At 36.2% G+C, this 19,571-nt stretch carries 8 protein-coding genes; 3 read left to right on the top strand and 5 right to left on the bottom strand.

All coding sequences use genetic code 11. The annotated features are described in order from the left end of the window. Positions 1 to 415: 415 nt before the first annotated feature. Complete coding sequence (locus CKF58_RS05390) at positions 416 to 5,983, top strand: hypothetical protein (protein WP_147397223.1); 5,568 nt, start codon at positions 416 to 418, stop codon at positions 5,981 to 5,983. A 41-nt stretch (positions 5,984 to 6,024) separates the two neighbouring features. Here CKF58_RS05390 and CKF58_RS05395 read toward each other — a convergent pair whose 3' ends face one another. The 5 genes from CKF58_RS05395 to CKF58_RS05415 form a co-directional block, all read right to left on the bottom strand. Next, entirely contained in the window at positions 6,025 to 7,671 is a 1,647-nt protein-coding gene (locus CKF58_RS05395) for an FtsX-like permease family protein (protein WP_119531735.1), read from the bottom strand. Continuing rightward, positions 7,664 to 8,380 carry an ABC transporter ATP-binding protein gene (locus CKF58_RS05400; RefSeq protein ID WP_119531737.1) on the bottom strand — a complete coding sequence of 239 codons (717 nt, stop codon included), beginning with the start codon at positions 8,378 to 8,380 and terminating at the stop codon, positions 7,664 to 7,666. Before CKF58_RS05400 ends, CKF58_RS05395 begins: the two co-directional genes overlap by 8 nt. 12 nt (positions 8,381 to 8,392) lie before the next feature. After that, positions 8,393 to 9,823 (bottom strand): ABC transporter permease, encoded by a 1,431-nt coding sequence (locus CKF58_RS05405; RefSeq protein ID WP_119531739.1) that lies wholly within the window; start codon positions 9,821 to 9,823, stop codon positions 8,393 to 8,395. 200 nt (positions 9,824 to 10,023) lie between these two features. Continuing rightward, on the bottom strand, positions 10,024 to 14,826 hold the full coding sequence (locus CKF58_RS05410) for a UvrD-helicase domain-containing protein (RefSeq protein WP_222987723.1): 4,803 nt from the start codon (positions 14,824 to 14,826) through the stop codon (positions 10,024 to 10,026). Between the two features lie 310 nt (positions 14,827 to 15,136). Next, positions 15,137 to 17,245, bottom strand: a complete 2,109-nt coding sequence (locus CKF58_RS05415) for a DNA recombination protein RmuC (RefSeq protein WP_119531743.1) — start codon at positions 17,243 to 17,245, stop codon at positions 15,137 to 15,139. A gap of 392 nt (positions 17,246 to 17,637) precedes the next feature. On the opposite strand from CKF58_RS05415, the gene hslR reads away from it, so the two are divergent. Beyond that, positions 17,638 to 18,069, top strand: coding sequence for a ribosome-associated heat shock protein Hsp15 (gene hslR / locus CKF58_RS05420; RefSeq protein ID WP_119531745.1), 432 nt, complete (start codon positions 17,638 to 17,640; stop codon positions 18,067 to 18,069). A 125-nt stretch (positions 18,070 to 18,194) separates the two neighbouring features. Further along, positions 18,195 to 19,136, top strand: a complete 942-nt coding sequence (hslO, locus tag CKF58_RS05425) for an Hsp33 family molecular chaperone HslO (RefSeq protein WP_119531747.1) — start codon at positions 18,195 to 18,197, stop codon at positions 19,134 to 19,136. The last annotated feature ends 435 nt before the right edge of the window (positions 19,137 to 19,571 follow it).

Consider the following 19,571-nt stretch of genomic DNA (forward strand, 5'->3'; position numbering starts at 1 on the left):
ATAGAGCTAAACCTCAAAGCTGTTAAAAACTCTTGACACTTAGTAAAGCTAGGATAAATTTTCTGCGCTATTCTTTATTATATAATTTTTTCCTTTTTCTAGCTGTTAGCTATCCCTGTAGCAAGTAAGAGATTGCTTACTTATGTTTATCATTTGCTAGGCATGAAGAAAAAATCACTATGCTAACTTAGTGGAAAATAGTGATTAAAATTAGTCATGCTTTTAACCTGTTATAATAGATAAAAAGCCTGATAACCAACTATAGAGCTTATAAATTATTTTTAGCTAGGTAATTTTACCTACCTAATTTTATATACCCAATTTTACATACCCAATTATCTCTAAATGGATTTCTCTTTAATGTAATCCTAATTTTCTTTAGAAGTAATATCTAGTTTTTCTGATCTTGAAATTTATGGTCACAACTATTTACTCGTCAAGTGAAGATCCTTTAGATTATCTCGATAATGTCCCAATAGCAGACTTTAGTTCTTTTATGACAGATCTGCAACTAATGCTACGTATTCGTCAATATTTATGGGAGCATTTGCCAGAGAATATAGGATCAATCTTGGCTAATGAATTGGACTTAAAGTATGCACCAAGTGTACAATTATTAATTTGTCCAATGTTTAAGCGCTTAGAGGCTAATAAACTGGAAATAGTTGTTAACTATTATCTAGGTGCTTATAGTCATCCTTTACGCCCTCAAATCTTAACTTTAATTAAACAACTAGCTACCCATCGCGATTTTCGTTTAAGTGGTCAAGTAGAAGTAAACGCTCGTTATAATCCGAGCCTGTTAGCTAGTGCGCAAAGTTATGATGCGCAATTAAAGTTACAAGTTCGTGCCGATATTGATAAGCAATTACACGAACAACAAATCCAAGCACAAATTGACGCTGAACAAATTAGACAAAGTCTTGGCTTAACCGTAGAGCAATTTAAACAGTTACAACAAGTGGGTGCTCAAGCAAGTCCACTAGTTGCACAGATGCAACAGAATAACTTGCAAACTTCGCTCGCTTTACAACAACTTGCTACTGGTCTAAATGCCAATAACTTATTTATGAGTTATAGCCAAGCTAGTGACAAGATTAGTTCAGGTCAACAATTTAATCAGTTCTTGCAAGAGCAACATAAGCAATTACAAGCTAATGTTATTGATTTATCTAATCCGGTTTTAGCTGAACAAATTGAACAAGTTCTAAATTATGAATACGAACTTGCTCACGCTAAAGCTCCAACTTCGATTAAAGAACGTAATCAAGCACAAGTACAAAAAGCCACCGAGCATTACCAAGAGCCAGTAAGCCAAGAAGTACCTGCTTTTTTAAGTGAAAGTAGAGAAAAAGCCGCAATTTTCTGGGATAAGGTTTTACATGCGCTTAACCAAGATAATTTAAACCCTGAAGTTGCAGCCATTCAGCAAGCATATGTGCAGCAACAAGAGCAGCGTTTAGCGGCGCTGAATGCACAAACAGAGGCGACCGATAAGATAGATCCGCTACAAGCGCTTGCGGCTTTAGAGCAATTAGTTGCCAAGAGAGAGCAAAATTTAGATGTGAGTGACGCTAGTACTACAGCTTCAACTAATGATTTAGCTTCCTCAACTACAACAAATAATGTAGTGGGTAGAATTGCTAGTGATTGTCGTACTAGTGATGGTAGTACAGGTATAACTGGTAATGCAGCTAGTATTACTTCTGATAACTCTACTGCTGATAACTTGGCTTCGAGCATTGACGATAACTATGTTGCTTTAGGCTATGCAGCTTTAGAGCAAGCGCAGCAAGCTCATAAAGCAAAAATCGACTTAAGCTTACAAATTAGCGATAACTTAGATACCTTACAACGTCAGGTATTCTTACACTTAAAGAATCTTACACTAGATTTACTTGCTCAGATTTATGGTAATTGGCAAGTAGAGAAAGTAGAGTTTCATTATCATCAATTAGCTCCACGTTATAAGTTACTCTTAGATTACCGTCAAAGCAATGCTTACAATGTCGTAGTTAAAGAATATGAACAAAACCTTGCTCAACCTTTAGATAAACAAGTGTTAGGATCTTGGTCACTAACAGCTATCGAGCAACAAGCTCCTGTGATGTTTGAGGCAAAAGCAGTTAATTTAAGTTATCAAGTAGGAGCTTATTTAGTAAGTAAGCTCTTAGATCCAATTACGCTTATAAACTTAAAAGAACAAGCTAGCCTTAAATATACTCTTGAACTAGATAACTTTTTACCTTGGAATAGTAAAAAAATCATTGACTTTACTTGGGAGTTCTTAGGTTTATTTGAGTATTGCCAAGAATTAAGTCGTGAGCTAGTGTATAAAGAGCTAGACTACAATCTGATTGCTAAATTTAATATTTATCACTTAGCTGATTACAATCGTATTTACCAAGAATTACAAGCTGGTAAGATTGCTTTACCTGCAGATTTAAGTGTTGAGCAACAAGCGGCCTCACTTGCGCAATTACAACAAGTAATTGATGAGCAGCAATTCTTAGTGGAATATGAACAAGGTTTGGGTGGTCAAACTGATAATGCCCAATTAGCAGCGTTACAACTTAAAGCCCAAGAAACTATAGCTTTAGCCCAACAAGCTTTAGATGCTACAACTCATCGTACTGAGTTTCAGCAGCAAAGAGAAGCTTATACTTCACGCTTAATGGCGGATCTAAATCCTGAAGTTGCGTTACAGGAAACACCTGTAGCCTCTCAAGTAGCACAGGATTTAAAACAAGCCGGTAATAATGAGCCTGAAGATGGGAAAAGTTATGCTGAAAATAATGCCGAAGTAAATGCTGAAAATAATGCTAAAGATAATAGTACAAGTGTAGTCACAGAATCGAATGTTCTTGCGAGTGCTAGCGATTTAGACTATCTCCTAGCAGACCTAGCTCAACAAGGGATAACCTTAGCCCAACAACGTTATGCTCAACAACAAGCGCAACTAAAAGCTTTAGAAGCGCAGCAACAGGAAGTTAAGCAAAAAATCCAAGCTGCTGAGCAACAAACACAAGGTGCTGAGTTAACTTGGAGACAACGTAAAGAGCAACAATATATTGCACTCCAAGAACGCAAAGCTGCTTATCACCTTGCAGAAAAGATAGCGCAAGTACAAAAAGCATTAGCTCAAAGTGAACAAGAAATTACTCTTGGCAAGCAAGAGCTTGCCAAACAAGAGACACCCGAAGCTTCAGACTTTATTGCCCAAGCCAAAACTCAAGCACAAGAGTTAGCAAATAACTCTAATGCAGAGCTAGAAGAGAAAGAACTACGTGCTGCCTATTACCATCAGCAACAGGATCTTGCATATATGCAGCAGCACCCTGAAGTTGCAATGCAATGGCAAGCTTTAAGTGCGAATTTAAAGCTCTTAATGCAACAACATGAGTTAAAGAAAAACTTTGCCAATAGTGTTAATGCCCAAGCGAATACGCAGATTAATGCTGCGGATTTAACCACGGTTGAACAGTTACAGCGAGACCTGCGTTTAGAGTTATTACGTTGTTTAACTGTTAGTGGTAATTCTAGCTTTACCGCCGAGTTTAATAAGCAATTGCAAAGAGAACGAAATGCTTATATGGTGGCTGTAACTGCTAATCGTAATCCTGCTTATAAACTTGCCGAATTACAAAACAAGTTCTTACAAAGCTTAATTAAGCGTAAGCGTAAACTTGAAAGAAACTTTGTTTATCTGCAAGACTATTTAGGTAAAGTACCAGTTGCTTTACTGGCGCATGATGTAGAACATGCTCCGTACATTAAACGTATAGGCTTAGAATTAGCTTTAGAACAAAAATTGCAACAAGCTAATGAACTATCTTCTAGTAGATTAGGACAAACTAGTGCTCCAAATACAACCACTACTAAAGCTGGAAAGCAGACTACAGTTGCTGATAAGCACGAGACTAAAACTACAAGCAAGAAAAAGGCTTCTCTTGCTGCAAGTTTAGACGCTCCCGAGAGTTTAGATCTAAATTTAGGCACTACTAATCCTAATGGAGTAAGTAATAATTATGAACATTTACTTACACAATTAGATCCAACTTTACCAGCTGAGCAAGCGATTAAGAAATTAATGCAGCAAATCTATCAACGCCGTGAGCAAGAGTTTGAATTAGGCTTATTCCGTAAGTGGCAAGATCTGCGTCTACAAGAGGCTAATGAAAAAGCCGCTTTAAATCTTGAAGATAGTAAAGCAGAGGAGAATAATGCTAAGCTGGAGGTAACTACGGAGGGAATAATTTCTGAAGTAGGAACTTTAGAGACAGTGATTTCAGAGGTAGGAGCTTCAGAGATAGTAAATTCTGAAATAGCAAATTCGAAAGAAGTAACTTCAGAGATTGTATCTCAGGAGATAGCTCCTCAAGAGATTGCTACTCCTGAGCGGTTAGTTTTATTACTAACAGCCTTTAAAGCAGTCTATGCTTACTATCAAAAAGAACTACCTTGGGATACTGAATTAACGGTTCAAGATTGGTTGGCTTTAGGCTTTACTTTGGAAAAAGCTTTAGATCTTCTGGTGCAAGATAAACTTACTCTTGCGCAACTAGTTAAAGCTAGTAGTATAGTAAATAAAGCTAAGCATCCGCAGTTTATGTTACTGATTAATCATTACAAATCCCAAAAAGAAACGTTGCAAGAATCAGAGCCAAGCCCTCCTAAAGTTGTAACCTGGACTGAAGAAGAACTACAAGCACAAATCGCTAAAGATCCTCGTGCTTTTAATGTTCAAGCTCATAAAGAGGATATTGCAGCTTGGCAAGCTGAACGTAATAAACGTTTAGCTGTATCACAAGCTCAATTACAAGAGTTAGAAACCACTCTTGTAACCGAGCAAGCAGCTTATGCGCAATGGCAACATGAGCAAAGGCTGCAACAAATGCAACAGCTGCAAAATCAAGCTTTAACTGCGGATATAAAAACTCTCCCGCAAGCAGCCTTAACTGCTGACAATACTCATGTTGGAGAGCAAAAGCTACAAAGTAAGCTTGAGATAAGTCAAGCAACAAGAGAAGTTACTGGCAAAGCTGCAGGTAAAGCTACAAGCGAAGGGACAAGCCAAGCAACTGATCAAGCTACAAGCTCTGATATCAAGCAAGCTATAAACTCCGAGGCAAAGCAAGATACAAGCCCTGAAACAAAACAAGCAAGTAATCTAGCAGCTCGCTTGCCAATTGTTACTGACTTTTCTAAAACAGGACAAGAGTTTGCTAAAAAACACGGCATTTATCCACAACGTCGTGGTTTAGGTAAACAACGTCTGGGACAATTAGAGCAAGAAAAAGAACAGCTTAAGGCAAACTTAAATCCACAGCAAGATAAACTCCAACAACTTGCAAGTACTGCTGCACCTTTAAGTAAGGCTAAAGATTTAGCTCTACCTCTAACCGAGAGTAGAACTAAAAGTACTAACCACTCGGTAGTTAAAGCCAAAAGTAGTACTTCTATTGGTGTTAAAGCCCAAATTAATGCTTTACGTCATGCTGAACCAGCAAAAGCCTTACCTCATTTAGAAACTTTTGCACAAAAGCAAGAGAAGTTTGCTCCGACAGTTTGGGGACTAACTATAAGTATCCAAGATGCAGCCGTGGCTGCAAAATTACAGCACGAGCAATCTTCTTATGCCGAAGCTAACTCAGCAAATAAGCAAGAGCCACAAAGTGATCTTGCGCAATGGTTAGCTGGAGCTAAACAGCGTCAAGAACGAGTGGCACAAGTGTTCCAAAATTCGATGTTGCGTTTTGTGCAAGCAAACCAGCAACAAATACTTACTCAAGTGCAAGCTGAATTACCTCCTGAAGTACTTGAACAAGCTCTCAAGCAAAGACAAGTACAAAGCGAGCAAGCTAAACTCTTAAGCGCTGCAGTAAGTGTAAGTAATAAACAAGATGAGCAAGCGACCGCCGAACCTAAAACTAAAACCCGCGTGCGTGCAGGAAGAAAAAAGGTTAAGGCTGCGCTTGATTAATAAAAATTAAGTCCAGAAACATGAGTTTCTGGACTTAATTTTTAGCTTAAAAAGCGAACATCAATTTGTTGTTTATTTGCAAAATAACTAGTAACTAAGGCTGTAAGTAAAGAAGTACCTAAAATACATACGGCAATAATTAAATTACTTTGCCAATTAATACTTACCGGAATGTAATCAATAAAGTAAGTGGTTGCATCAATTACTTGTACTCCGGCATTAATCAGTTTATGACTTAAGAACTCTAAAGCGAGGCTTAAGAGAATGCCAATTAATGTCCCAATTACAACCGCATGTAAAGCTAAGATTAAACTGTATTTAGCAAAGATGCTATGAATTTGTTTAGTGCTTAAACCTACAGCTTGTAAACTCGTAATGGATTTTTTCTTATCTTTAATTTGAATTAAGATAGCACAAATAACATTAAAGCCCGCAAGTGTTACCACAAAGAATAAACCTAGATTGAGTAAAGATTTAATCATTGGTAGATCGTGGTAGATGTTTTGATAGATACGTCCCCAACTGGTATAGCTTAGTTCTTGCAGACTAGTCCAATTAGCTGGAGGAATAATATCTAAATTATCAGGATCTACTAAACGGATTTGCATTGCATTAGCAATAGTAGTTGCCTCTAGTTTTTGCGGTTGAGCGATTAAATTACACTTACTAACAGCTCCTTTATTGGCACTAATTTGTCCTTGTAAATTAACTTGCACACGTGGACAACTAGTGTCGGTTAAACCTACAATCCCTGTAGCATCGTAGATGTTTATCATCGCTAATTCTTTATCGAATAAGCCTGATGAATCTACGATCCCACTTACTAAAAAGTATTGGTTTTGTGAAAGAGTGGTTTGACCTGTTGCTTGATTAAAGACATAAAAGCGAATGTAATCTCCAACCTTTGCTTCTAAAAAAGTTGCTAATTGTTTACCGATAACTACACTTGGACTATTCATATACTCTAGAGCTAAACTTTGTTGAGCTTTAGGGAGAGTATTGAAGTTTATAGTAGCATTAGGATCAACTAGATATGACTTATCTGTCGGTCTATTATATTTATCTTGCTCAGTGCTAAGTTCTTTGTTTGACTTAGCATTTTCTTGATAATTGTCTTGAGCGTTAGCTTGAGCATTATCTTGGGAGGTTTTAGTGAGGATTACTTGGGCTTTCGCTCTTAGCAGCTCTTTAGTACTTTGATCGAGTGGTGAAGAAAGTAATAAAGATAAACCACCTTGCGCTTGTAAGTAATCACCTAGCGAACTAACTTGGGCGTAAGTTTGTGGGTCGATGCCAAAAAGTTGGATAACTTTTTTCTGCGTCCCGTTTTCCACTAAAACAGTTTGCGAAACTATAGGTGATACCGCTTTAACGTTTTTAAACTGTGTTAAGTCTTGCGCTAATTGTTTCCCTTGTTCTAAAGGTTGTAAATTAGTGCTAAAGACGATTCCTTGCGGAATTAAATTAAGGAACTTTGTATGCAATTGTTGATCAAAACCATTGATCACGGCATTGGTCATAATCAGAATAGCAATCCCTAAAATAATCCCAAGTTTAGTTAACCAGTTAATAAAAGCTAAAACCCGAATAGTTGCTTTTACGCGATAAAAACGCCAAGCTATTGCCCAAGTAAGTTTGCCAGAACTAAAGTTTCCGGCTTGGGGAGGAGTTAAGGCGTTTTTAGGCATGTTTAATTAAGCTCCCATTTTTTAAGCGCCAACGTTCAGGTAAACTTGCGGCTATATCTGGATCATGAGTTACTAAAAGCATACTAGTATTAAAGTCTTGGGCAATTTGTTTAATCAATTGCATAACTTCGAGCGAAGTTTCTTGATCCAGATTACCTGTAGGTTCATCGGCAAGAATAAGTTGCGGATTATTAATAAGTGCACGAGCAATAGCAACACGTTGACGCTCACCGCCTGAAAGTTGTGCTGGATAATGCTCTAAACGATGCTCTAAGCCCATGTAAGCTAATAACTCTTTAGCCCGTTGAGTTGAAGCTTTAAGATCAAATTTACCAATTTGAGCAGGTAAGAGGACATTTTCTAATGCTGTAAAATCTGGTAACAGATTATGAAATTGGAAAATGAACCCTAGTTGTTGATTACGTAATTGGTTAACTTGTTGCGCGCTCATAGAGGCAAGATCAACTCCTTGCCAATATATGGTTTGTGGAGCTACCTTTTCAAAGCCAGCTAGAACATATAAAAGTGAAGATTTACCATTACCCGACTTACCAACCAGAGAGATTTGCTGCCCCTCAGTAATGCTAAAACTTAAATCTGAAAAGATGGGTGTATGTTGTGCATCCGGAGATACATTTAATGGTCCATGGCTAATTTGCGCTTGGTTATTCACATAGGCCAAAGACAGGTTTTTAACTTCAAGAATCATTCCTTTACCTACTTATCGCAGAATTTGCGCAGGACGAATACGAATAATAAAGTAACCAGCAATTGCTGTTGCAATAAAGATTGCGGCCGAACAAAGAAGATAAGTTAAAGCTACTTGTAAGTAATTAATTTGGAGTGGAATTGAAATAGCTAAGTATGGACTATAGAAAGGCCATAAAAACGTACAAGTAATAAAGAGTAAAATACTCCAAATATTTGCGCGCACTAATAAACCTACTACCATCATTAAAAATACTTTATTCAGATCTTTAGGACTCATGCCAAGAACATTAAGAATGGCAATGTCACGATCCTTTTCCACAATAATAAAGCTAAAGGTAATTAAACAACTTAAGATCGCAATAATAATTAATAGTGAAGTTAGAGTGGTTGTTACGCGTCCTTCAGTTTTTATCGCGCCAAAAACTACAGCTAAACGATCGCGCCAATCAAGAGCTGCAATAGGTGTTAACAGTTGCTCTTGTTGATCAGCTTGCGAAGTTTGCGAACTTGCTTGGTTAGTTGTAGTTGTAGTTGTAGACGTTTGCTCACTAGTTAAAGCGTAAGGATTAGTAGCACTAACTTGTAAATGGTTAGCTTGCGCTAACTTTTGCATTGCCTGTTCAATAGCTAAAGGATCTTTTAAGAAGATATTAACTTGATTAACTTCACGACTTAAGTTTAAGCGCGCAATATCAAATACATTGGCATACCAGACGTTGTTTTGTCCATTATCAGCATAAATCTGACTAATAGTAAACTCACGCATAATCGGCATAAAGCCTGAAGGTAAGTAAGTAGATTTATCGTTATTAATTAGTGTAACTGTATCCCCAACATTAAGTTGATATTGATAAGCTAAAGTTTGCGGAATAGCTAGATAATATTCTCCGGCATTTAAATCTGCAGTTAAAACTGCATAAGGGATATTTTCCACGAGCTTGTCGTGAGTATTAGTTAGGTTATTAGCGTTAGCTTGAGTTGTTGCTGACGAAACGTCATCCTCGGGTTTAAGGCTTGCTTCAGGACTAGAAGGATAGATTGCAGCTGGATTACTATTATCTAAACCTAACACTTGCCCTTCAATTAAATTCTGACGAATTTGTAAGAAGAACTTTCCTCCGGCATATAAATTAAGACGATTTATATCCTTGCCTAGAGTTTGCTGTAGTTGTGTATAGGCTTGTTGTAATTTAGCTGTATCTATTTCTCCGTTTTGTCCTAAAGGCTGATTATAGCTAACGATAATTTGTGGAGTGTAATTTAGTAAACGGTTCTTTTGGAACTCTTGCATCGAATATAACACCGAGGTGATTAAAGTAATAGCTAGAGTTGCCAAAATAAACGCTAATACAGAGAGGATATAACTCACACGTGTAAAACGCGTCTGTTTAACCGACTTACTAAATTTACGACTTATATGAAAGATTAAAGGGTTAAACATAAAGTAAAGGTTTTACCTAATAATGGGGTAAAACAAATGGTTAAATTAGTGCTAGATCCAGTTGTACAAGTACTAGATCTAGCTGGATACAATTTAAATCAAATTAATCTAAACTAAATTAATCCAAATCAAAGAGGACTAAACCTAATTAAATCTAGAAAAAATAGATCTAGAATAAATCTAGAGAAATTAACTTTAAACTAAATTAGCTCTAAACCACGAATAATGCGACTTAGATTTTGCAGCACTTGGTGGCTTGGTTGTTGGGTATAAACACCATAGGTTTTATTATCTTCTGGGTTTAAATACAACATCCCTCGCATAAATAAGTGCATACCGATAAATTTAATTTGAGCTAATTGTTCTGGATATTCATCAAAGAGTTCTTGTTCACAATAAGTGTAAACCGCAGCTAAGTAAATATACATTTGTAAAATGTAACCTTGAGCTTTCATTTTTTCGGTTAATTTTTCAGCTGTATAGTCACTAAGATTACTACCTAGATCATTAGTTTTATAGTCTAGAATAAAAATTTCTTGGTTAGCAAAAAGAATTAAATCAATAAAACCAGTGAATTGTCCGGTTTCTAAGGTAAATTCTTCTGGAGAATTAAGATCAATTAATCCCTCTTGTTTAAGATAAGTCGCTAAACGACGTACTAGTTGCTTGTATTCGCTTTGTGCTAATTCATCTTCTGGAGGATTGAAAAAGAATTCCCATTCGTTTAAGCGTCCAAGATCTGCATCACTAATGCGGATCGTACGATTAGGAGCTTGAGTATTAAAATCTTGCAGATTACATAAGGGATAATCAAGAGTAGCTTGAATAAAATTATGTATAGCCTGATTAGTATTACGTTCTTCGGCAAAACGGGTAGGGAATAACATTTCTAATAGTTGTTGGTTATTCTCCGGTGTTTGCGGATTATATTCTTCGAAGAACTTGTGAACCTTAGTCCCAAACTCCGCTCCGTGTGGCAGATTATTACGTAGCACTTTACTAAACTGATATGGATCAGTAATAAAAGGTAAGGTTTTAGTGGTATCTACGTGTAAGTTATTGCTAAGTGGAGCGCTTGCCTCTTGCGGGTTGTCTTCGGAAACTGCTTCAACTTGCTCCGCAGATCCAACTGATGCTTGTATTTCTTGCGTATTTAGTAACTCTTGCGATCCTTGTGGTTTAGTTTGATCATTAGCTTGTTCATTAGCTAGGAAATTTAGAGCATTAAGACTAAGATCAGCATCTTGAGTTAATAAAGCTGGGTTCTCTAGCTCATCCGCATCTAAACCATTTAAAGGTTGCGCTACTAAATAGTCAATAGTATTTTCTGCTTGTGAAGTTTGCAATTGCAGATTAGCACTAGTTTGCGCAAGGTTGTGTGCTTTTCGCGTATTTTGATAGTCAGATTGACTTTCGATCTTAATTTGCACTTGATTACCTTTTAAGGAGTTATCTCGTTGTAAGAGTTCGAGATACTGCTTATTTAAACGGGTAAAACTCATTAAAGGTAAATGTTGAGCTAAAGCATTAAAGGTATAGGCTTTAGCTTGCGGAGCAATTAAGCTTTGTCCTTGGAGATCAACTAGTGGTTCAAACTTAACGTTATCTTGAGCAAAGGTAGTAAAACTTTGACCAAGTAAAGTTAAGTCTTTAGCTTGCCATGTAGAACTTGCTTGTGCTTGGACAGCTAATTTATCTTGTGCAAGTTGTTTTTGTTCTTCGTGTTTATATTCGTTACGTTGTTGGCGTACTGTTGAGGTTTGCGTATTAGATTTACTAAAGGCTGTATCTGAGAGTAAATCCCCCAGAGCATAATCAGGAAGAACGTAAAAGCATTGCCATACAATCTTACTCTCTGGAGAAGCACCTTCAGAAAGAGCAATTTGATCGGCGTTACTAAAGCCATCTTGAGTTTGTTCTAGCATCTTATTAAAAATCGAGCTAGGAATTAGTTCTACAAACTTATAACGCTGAATATAAATGTCGTAACGCAGTTTGAGTAACTCTTGTTCAGAGCTTGCAAAGTGTTGACTATAGAAGTCAATCATATAATTATTTGGCAAGCTATGCTGGTGATTAGCTAGATATTTCTCAAAAGCACTAGCTAAATAGCTAGTAAAAGGTTGCTCACTTTGAGCAATACTTAAGGCTTGTGGCTCTGGAGTATGCGAGTGTAAGTAAGCATTTAATTGGGTTGCATAGATCTCTTGGTTCGCTTTCGTTTTAATCGACGATGGGGATTTACCTGTGGCAAAATCTCTAAAGATCTGCTGATCGTAAAGATAGAACATTGCGGTTTTAGCACGTGTACCAGCTACATAGAATAAACGTGCATCTGATGACTGTTCATCATGGAAATTAAATAAGCCATGTAAGATGTTGTTAAAGTCATAAAAACCACTAAAGTTCGGCATATAGTCTTGTAGCTTAAACAGCTTACTATCAAAAGTAGCAGCGCTTTTTTGATAGCAAATAACAACAGGGAACTCTAAACCTTTAGAAGCATGCATGGTCATTAAAGTAACTTTATGCTCATTAGCTTCTTGTTGCATGTTTTGCACTAAAGTATGGTCTTTATTACTTTTATTGAGAGCTTGTTTATAGTTATCAATAAAACTCTTACAAAAATGCTCGTCGTTAATTTGTTGGATTACACGTTCAAGGTTTTGCGGGCTTTCGAGCGTTTCAACTAATAAGTGCGTTAGTTGCCAGAAGTTCTCAATAAATGAATAACGATACTTACCAGCATTAGGTAAAAGGTTATCACGAATTAAAGCACTAATGGCAGCACTTAAATTTTGTTGTTGCCACAAGAACTGATAGTTTTGTAATTGGGTTTTTACCGCACTATAGAGTTCACTATCTTTAATGATTTGTTGTACTTGGCTAAAGGATTTACCTGATAAAGCTGTATAGAGATAATTCTTTAAGGCGATTTGCTCTTGTGGTTTACTAATAGCTTCTAAAGCTACGATTAGTTGCTTAAATAAACTATCATCAACTTCAATACTATCATCGGTAATCTTACTTTCGATCCCAAAGTAGGTACGTAAATAATTACTGATTGTTTTAATTTGCTCGTTAGTACGTACTAAGACACAAATATCATTTTCCGTTACGGCTTTAGCTTGCTGTAAATGCTTAGTGCCAGCTAAGCTAGGTTCACCAATAAATAAGCGACCCTCGCGCCCTAAAACCACTAAATGATTAATAAAATGTGCAATAGCATACTGACTGTCATAATTACTTTTAGTTTTTTTCTTACTCGCTTTATCTTGCTCGTCTTGTTGCTCTTCAATACCAATAAAGGTAATAGGGCTAGCAATCTCTAGTAAGTCTTGCGTATTTTTAAAAAGTAAGACCTTGTTGTTTTGATTACCGGCTTGAATAGGTTGGTAACTAATTTGCGGTAAAGTAAAAAAGCGATTATTAGCAGTAAACAGTAAGTTACACGCTTCTAAGTAAGGAGCGCTCGAACGATAGTTTTTGGTCATAGGTGGTGCTTGCACGGCATAGGTTTTAGCCGTGAAGTAGTTATAAATATCAGCTCCCCTAAAAGCATAGATTGCTTGTTTAGGGTCACCAATCATAATTAAACCACGTTCGAGATAGTTGTTTGCTGCGTTTTGAGCTATATCTGTAGCTTGATCTGTAACTTGATCAATAGTGTTTGTAGCTTGAGCAATAGTACTTTGCGAATTCTGTCCAGTTTGAGTTTGTTGTGTAGGAGCAAAGATACTCTGAATAATATCAAACTGTAATGGGTTAGTATCTTGGAACTCATCAATAAAGACAAAGCGATATAGACTTTGTACTTGTTTACTAATTAGTTCAGGATTCTCTTTAATGCTGCGCTCCAGCATAATACCGTAAGTAGCTAAATCTAATTCTTGTTGGCGTAAACTAAAGTCTAAATATTGATCTAAGATCTTTTTAATTAAATAGACGCGTACACGATTAAAGAACTCTAAGTTTAAACTCGCAAAATCTGGAGCATCTTCGGCGTTGTCTTGAGCTTCTAAATGTGCTTTATTCTTCAGATAGGCATTTAAAATAGCTTCAAGATTTACTTGCGCTAGTTCGATACCTTGAAAATCTGCATGCGTAAAATATTGGGTAAATAGTTTTTCTATTTCAAAGGGAGAAATAGTACCGTAGATTTTATCGCGGATAAAGGTTAAGAGATTATTATCTTTAGCTTCACTTGTCCCTAAGAGATAACTTTCATCAGCGCTAACTTTACCTACTGAAAACTTAGTTTGAATAGTATTACTTACTAATTCACTAAACTGTTGCGGTGCAAAAATCTGATTGAGAATTGCTTGTGCTTGTTGCTGATTTGCGTATTTAGTACTTAATTGCTTTAGTTCTTGTTCAAGAACTTTAGCTAAACTTTGACGTAATAGGGTAAAAGTACGTTTTTTACTTTGGCTTGAAGGAGCACTAGCAGTAACATTTTGCCCTGAAAGTTCAGGTTTAAGTTTAATTGCTGTTTGTACGATAAAACTATCGATGGTTTGAATACAAAATTCATTGTTTTTGTACTCGGTTTGTAAAATCTCAAGACAAGAGGCTAAACGTTGCTCTTGGCAAATTTGCACCAGACAGTTCTTCTCAAATTCATCATAACTATCTTTTTTCGTTACATGCTTCAGAAACTCTAAAACTAAAGCTTCTACTAATGCAGAGTCATGAGCTATTTGCTCTAAGTAGTCTGCAGGTTTGTACTCGGCAAGATAAGTAATAAGAGCCTGTAAACGTACTTGCATCTCATACATACGTTTTAGAACTCGCTCTTTTAATTCATCGGCCGAGTTATTAGTAAAGGTAATTAAAAGAATGTTTTTAGCAGGTACTGGCGCTTTTAAGGTGCTAGATCCTAAATTAAGGAGCAAGCGAATAAACATATTCACAATGGAATAGGTTTTACCTGTACCAGCACTTGCTTCGATGAGACTCGTTTGATCGAGCTTAAAGCTAAATGAGTCGAAGTTTTGTGACATAAAATACTTAAAATTATAGATAATTATTTTGCTTAAAGGTCTGCTTAACATTGCCTTTAGGCTAAGTCTATTATACCGAAAAAGCAAAGGCTGCTTGCTGTAAGTCGCGGTAATTTCATGTATTTAGGTGCTGTTTTGAAGACTGTCTAAATAATTAAGTAGCATGTAAAAAGTCCTCCGTGCGAGAAGCATGGAGGACGTATTAAAATTTAGGATTTGGTGCTGAAGCCAATACAGAGAAGTATGTAAAAAAGTAATGTTCTACATACTCCAATACTAACTTAGTTAGCTTTAGTTAAAGCTTTAGAGCTTAATTAGCAGCATATGAGTTAGTAGCAGTGCTTGAAGGTGTATCAAGATCATCAATTTCTGCAAATAGCTGATCATATTCAGCAAACAGATTAGCTTGTTCTTGTTGCGTAAGCTCAATGGTAGCCTGTAATTGCGGATCAAGCTCTTCTTCATCGTCAGATAAGGCAATATCCGCTAATTGCTGTTGTAACTCTTGCGCTAAAGGATCATTGGTACTTTCGCTCTCGCTAAGATTTTCACTACTATTAGTATCTGCAGCAGATAGATCTTCAGTAGATAGATCTTCAACGGATTCAGCATCCACTTCAGTCGCTATTTCTGTAGCGATATTACTTTCTACTTGAGGCTCTATCTCTTTCTCAATTTCTCTCTCAATGATTTGTTCACTCTGCTCTTGTTTGGTAGTAACACTATTGACTAAGTTCTCACTAACAAAAGAAGCAAGTTTAAGAGCTGGAGCTTCGTCTTTATCAACCTCGAGTTTATTAACTTTATCTAGTTCTTCGAGAGCTTTAGCCGCTTGCACGTTAAAGCGTTCGATTTGGCGAATCGCTCCTTGGGTATTACCTAGAGATTTGACTAGATCATTATATGAACCGTTAATTTGTTGTAGGTTATTACCTAAAGAAATAGCCGAACGTGCCACTCGCATTACTGCGTCAAAGAATTTATCTGCATTGCTTGCAAGTTTATGCACATTATTCGAGAACTCATGGTTTTTCCATAAACGATCAACCATTGCTAAGAGTGGAATTAAGGTCGAGTTAGAAACAATTACCACATTTTGTTTCAGCGCTTGCGCAAAGAGTTCTGGTTTAGCTGCAGAGATATATGCCAATACATTGTCAATTGGAATATACATAATCACAAACTCGGGGCTATTGAGTTCTGGGATATTTTGATAAGCTTTACTGCTTAATTGTTTTACGTGAGTTTCAATGTTTTTAATAAGCTCACTAATAGCTGCATTTTCTTCGTCTTTAGTTTGCGCTTGATAGGCTTTTAAGTAAGCATTTAATGAAGCTTTACTATCAATAACAATTTTACGCTCGTGCGGTAAATTAAGTACACAATCTGGGATTAGATTTTGTTCTTTACCTGGGCGTTTAAAAACTGCTTGCATTTGATAATGTAAGCCTTTTACTAAGCCTAGACTTTCAAGTGTAACTTCTAGTTGTTGTTCTCCCCAGTTACCGAGAGCTTTCTTATTAGAGCCACGTAAAGCATTTGCTAGATTAGTAGCATTCTCATTAATATAGGCAATTTGTTTATCAAAGCTATTGATCTTTTCAAAAAACTGCGCATCTGTTTTTAGGTTCTTTTCTAAAAGCTCACGTGCCCCTTGCGTTAGTTCGGTCATTTTTTCTTTAAGAGGATTAGTGATTAAATTAATCTTTTCCACTGAATCATTAAAGAATTTTTGTGTTGTGCCTTTTACCAGCTCACTAGTTGAGTTTTGTACTTCTTCACGTAAGATTTGCAGGTTAGCTTTAGTTTGCTCTTCAATAAACTTTAACTGCTTAGCTGTAGTTTCTTGTTGCTGCAGCAGTTGCTGCGCTTGGTGTTGCTTAAGAGTTTCTAATTCTTTAGTATGAGCTTGTTCTAATTGCGCAATTTCTCGCTGATGCTGCTCACGCGTATGTTTTAATTGGTTATCGAATTGTTGGCGTAAATCTTGGTTTTGCAGTTTGAACTCTTCTTGCTGCTGTTGCAGATTTTGCTCAAGAGTTCTTACTTTTAAATCAGCAACCGATACGAGTCCTTGGGCATTATTAGCCTGAGTAAGAAAATCACTGTTGCTTTTTTGCGTAGCGGCTAATTCCTTTTTCGTGCTCTCGAGTTCAAGTTCAAGATGTTTATGTAAAGATTTTAGAGCATGGTAATCAGTTAATTGTTCGTTGTATTCATCTTTATCAGCAGCGCGTTGTTCATTAAGATGTTGCAACTGATTTTCAAGAGTTAGTAAACGATTGGTTGAGTCATGTAGATTGTCTTCGACTTGACGTAACTGTTCTTTTAAACGAGAACTGCGACTAACGTAGACCATTAGTCCGATAATGCTAAAAGCTAGGGCAACCCCTAAAATAATTAATAAACTATTGTACATAAAACTTCCTGTTGCTTTGATCTAAAAAATAAGTTCGTAGAGAATGAATGATAGTTCAGTGTTTTTTAAAGTTAGTAGTTGCTTTGCCAATAATTAGAAGTGCTAAATATTCATGTACACATCACATACACATAAACATACACCACACAACAATAATTACAAACATAATTTAATTATTTTGCTCATTACTAGTGACAAAGTTCTGTCTTTTAGATCAAGATTACGTTAATGAATAATAAGGAAAAATTTAGTATAATTATACCGTTCACAGGTAAAAACTGCAGTAAAACATAGCATTTATTACCTAGAACAAGAAAGTAAAAAATACGTCCCAATTATAATGAGGCAAAATTAAATTGCAAGTTTATTGGGCATAAAATCTAGGAGATCTAATGGCAAAAACCTCTGATGCCGATAACGAACAACAAGTACGTTTGGATAAATGGTTACATGCTGCGCGTTTTTATAAAACTCGTTCCCTAGCAACCCAAATGGTTGATGGGGGTAAGGTTACTTATAACGGTCAACGTACTAAACCTTCGCGCATTGTAGAACTCGGAGCACAAATTACTTTACAAAAAGGTAATGAAGTCATTACGGTAGTGGTTCAAGAGCTAAGTAAACAACGTACAGCTTATAAAGTTGCCAAAAACTACTACGAAGAAACAGCCGAGTCGGTAGAAAAGCGTCAAGCGCAAGCCGAAGCTAAACGTTTAGACCGTTTAAGTTATATCGCTCCAGCACACAAACCAAACAAAAAAGAACGTCGCACTATTCAAAAGTTCAAAATCGATCGTGCTTCATATGATAACTACGACCACTAAGTGTTCTTAGTGGTCTTTAACCGTCTATAGGTGCTAAATTTTAAAATATAGACGTGAATATTGAAAAATCTTAGATCAATGCTATAATACTAGCAGGAAAAAACACAAATTAAATTAGAGGTCAAATGTCGAATAAATTTGCCGTATCATCGGCTCAAATACAAGCCGGAATTAAAGATCGCGATTCAGTACATCGCTTTCTTTTTGATGTAAAACCAGCACAAGGTTTATGGGTTAATGTTAATAAAACCTTAAAAGATTCATTAGAACATCAACCTAAATACCCAGCTGCGGTTAAACGTTTATTAGGTGAACTGTTACTTGTAGGTTCAATTCTTAAACACTATTTAAAAACAGATGGTAACTTTAGCTTAGCAATCCAATCTGCAAATACGCCAGTTACCGGTTTATCTGTAAGTCTATATGGTGATAGCGCGCGTGTAGTTGCAGCTTTAGCCGAAGACGCACAATTAGATGCTAATGCAAAACTAGAAGATTTAATTAATCCAGAAGCGAATCTGATCATGTCGGTGTACTTTGATGACCGTCAAGCGCAACCTTATCAAAGTATTATTCGCGTAAACTTAAATTCAATTCAAGAATCAATTCTAGATTACTATCGCCAATCAGTACAGATCCCAGCATTCTTACGTCTAGCTTCAGAAGTAGATGCGCAAGATCAAGTGAATGCTTCGGCTTTATTTATGCAGTTCATTCCAGATGAATCTGGTACGCAGGCTGACTTTGAAGATTTAGTAACTTTAGCAAGTACGGTAACTGAGCGTGAGCTCTTAGATCTAAGTGCTAATGACTTACTCTATCGTTTATTTAACCAAGAGCAAGTAACTGTAGCACGTGAAAAAGATTTAACTTTTGCTTGTACTTGTTCGCGTGACAAATACTTACAAGCTATTGCTTCTTTAGGGGAAAAAGAACTTGCTGATCATCAAGAACCTGAAGTAGTAGCAACATGTAATTGTTGTGGTAAATCATACGCTTACACTCTGCAAGAAATTAAAGATTGCATTGCGCAGCGTACAGCAGCACAGCAAACAGTAGCTGAATAATTTTTTACACGTCGGGATTAACTCGACGTGTTTATTTTTGTCAAAAAATAGTGAATATACCTTAATACTCACAATTGTAGTAGTTAGCAGAAAAAACAATACTTCATGTGGTTCACAATTAAATTAAAGAAAAATTTGCATTTAGAGAAATAAATCGATATACTTTACGCTTTGCAATCGCCCATTATAGATTTATCTCTGAAGAACATGCAGATGAATTAATTTTAATTCGCTTGAGAGGTAAAAATTAAAAGGTTTTAATTTTACTTAATTACATTTCTACTCATTTTGTGGCACTGCTCATTTGGTAAAAATTTTTAATTAGGCTAAAGTTATTTACGTTTTAATTAGGCTAAAATTAAGAGCTTTAGTTTATAAAATTTATAAATAGATAAATCTTATAAATAAATTTGATTTTCTTAATTTTTAGTATAT

This window comes from Psittacicella hinzii (genome assembly GCF_003585935.1).
Classification (GTDB): Bacteria; Pseudomonadota; Gammaproteobacteria; order Enterobacterales; family Psittacicellaceae; genus Psittacicella; species Psittacicella hinzii.

Excerpts from the sequence above, each read along its gene's own strand:
- CKF58_RS05410 (WP_222987723.1), bottom strand. The coding sequence starts at position 14,826 with ATGTCACAAAACTTCGACTCATTTAGCTTTAAGCTCGATCAAACGAGT.
- CKF58_RS05415 (WP_119531743.1), bottom strand. The coding sequence starts at position 17,245 with ATGTACAATAGTTTATTAATTATTTTAGGGGTTGCCCTAGCTTTTAGC.
- CKF58_RS05390 (WP_147397223.1), top strand. The coding sequence starts at position 416 with ATGGTCACAACTATTTACTCGTCAAGTGAAGATCCTTTAGATTATCTC.
- CKF58_RS05395 (WP_119531735.1), bottom strand. The coding sequence starts at position 7,671 with ATGCCTAAAAACGCCTTAACTCCTCCCCAAGCCGGAAACTTTAGTTCT.
- CKF58_RS05405 (WP_119531739.1), bottom strand. The coding sequence starts at position 9,823 with ATGTTTAACCCTTTAATCTTTCATATAAGTCGTAAATTTAGTAAGTCG.
- CKF58_RS05400 (WP_119531737.1), bottom strand. The coding sequence starts at position 8,380 with ATGATTCTTGAAGTTAAAAACCTGTCTTTGGCCTATGTGAATAACCAA.
- hslO (WP_119531747.1), top strand. The coding sequence starts at position 18,195 with ATGTCGAATAAATTTGCCGTATCATCGGCTCAAATACAAGCCGGAATT.
- hslR (WP_119531745.1), top strand. The coding sequence starts at position 17,638 with ATGGCAAAAACCTCTGATGCCGATAACGAACAACAAGTACGTTTGGAT.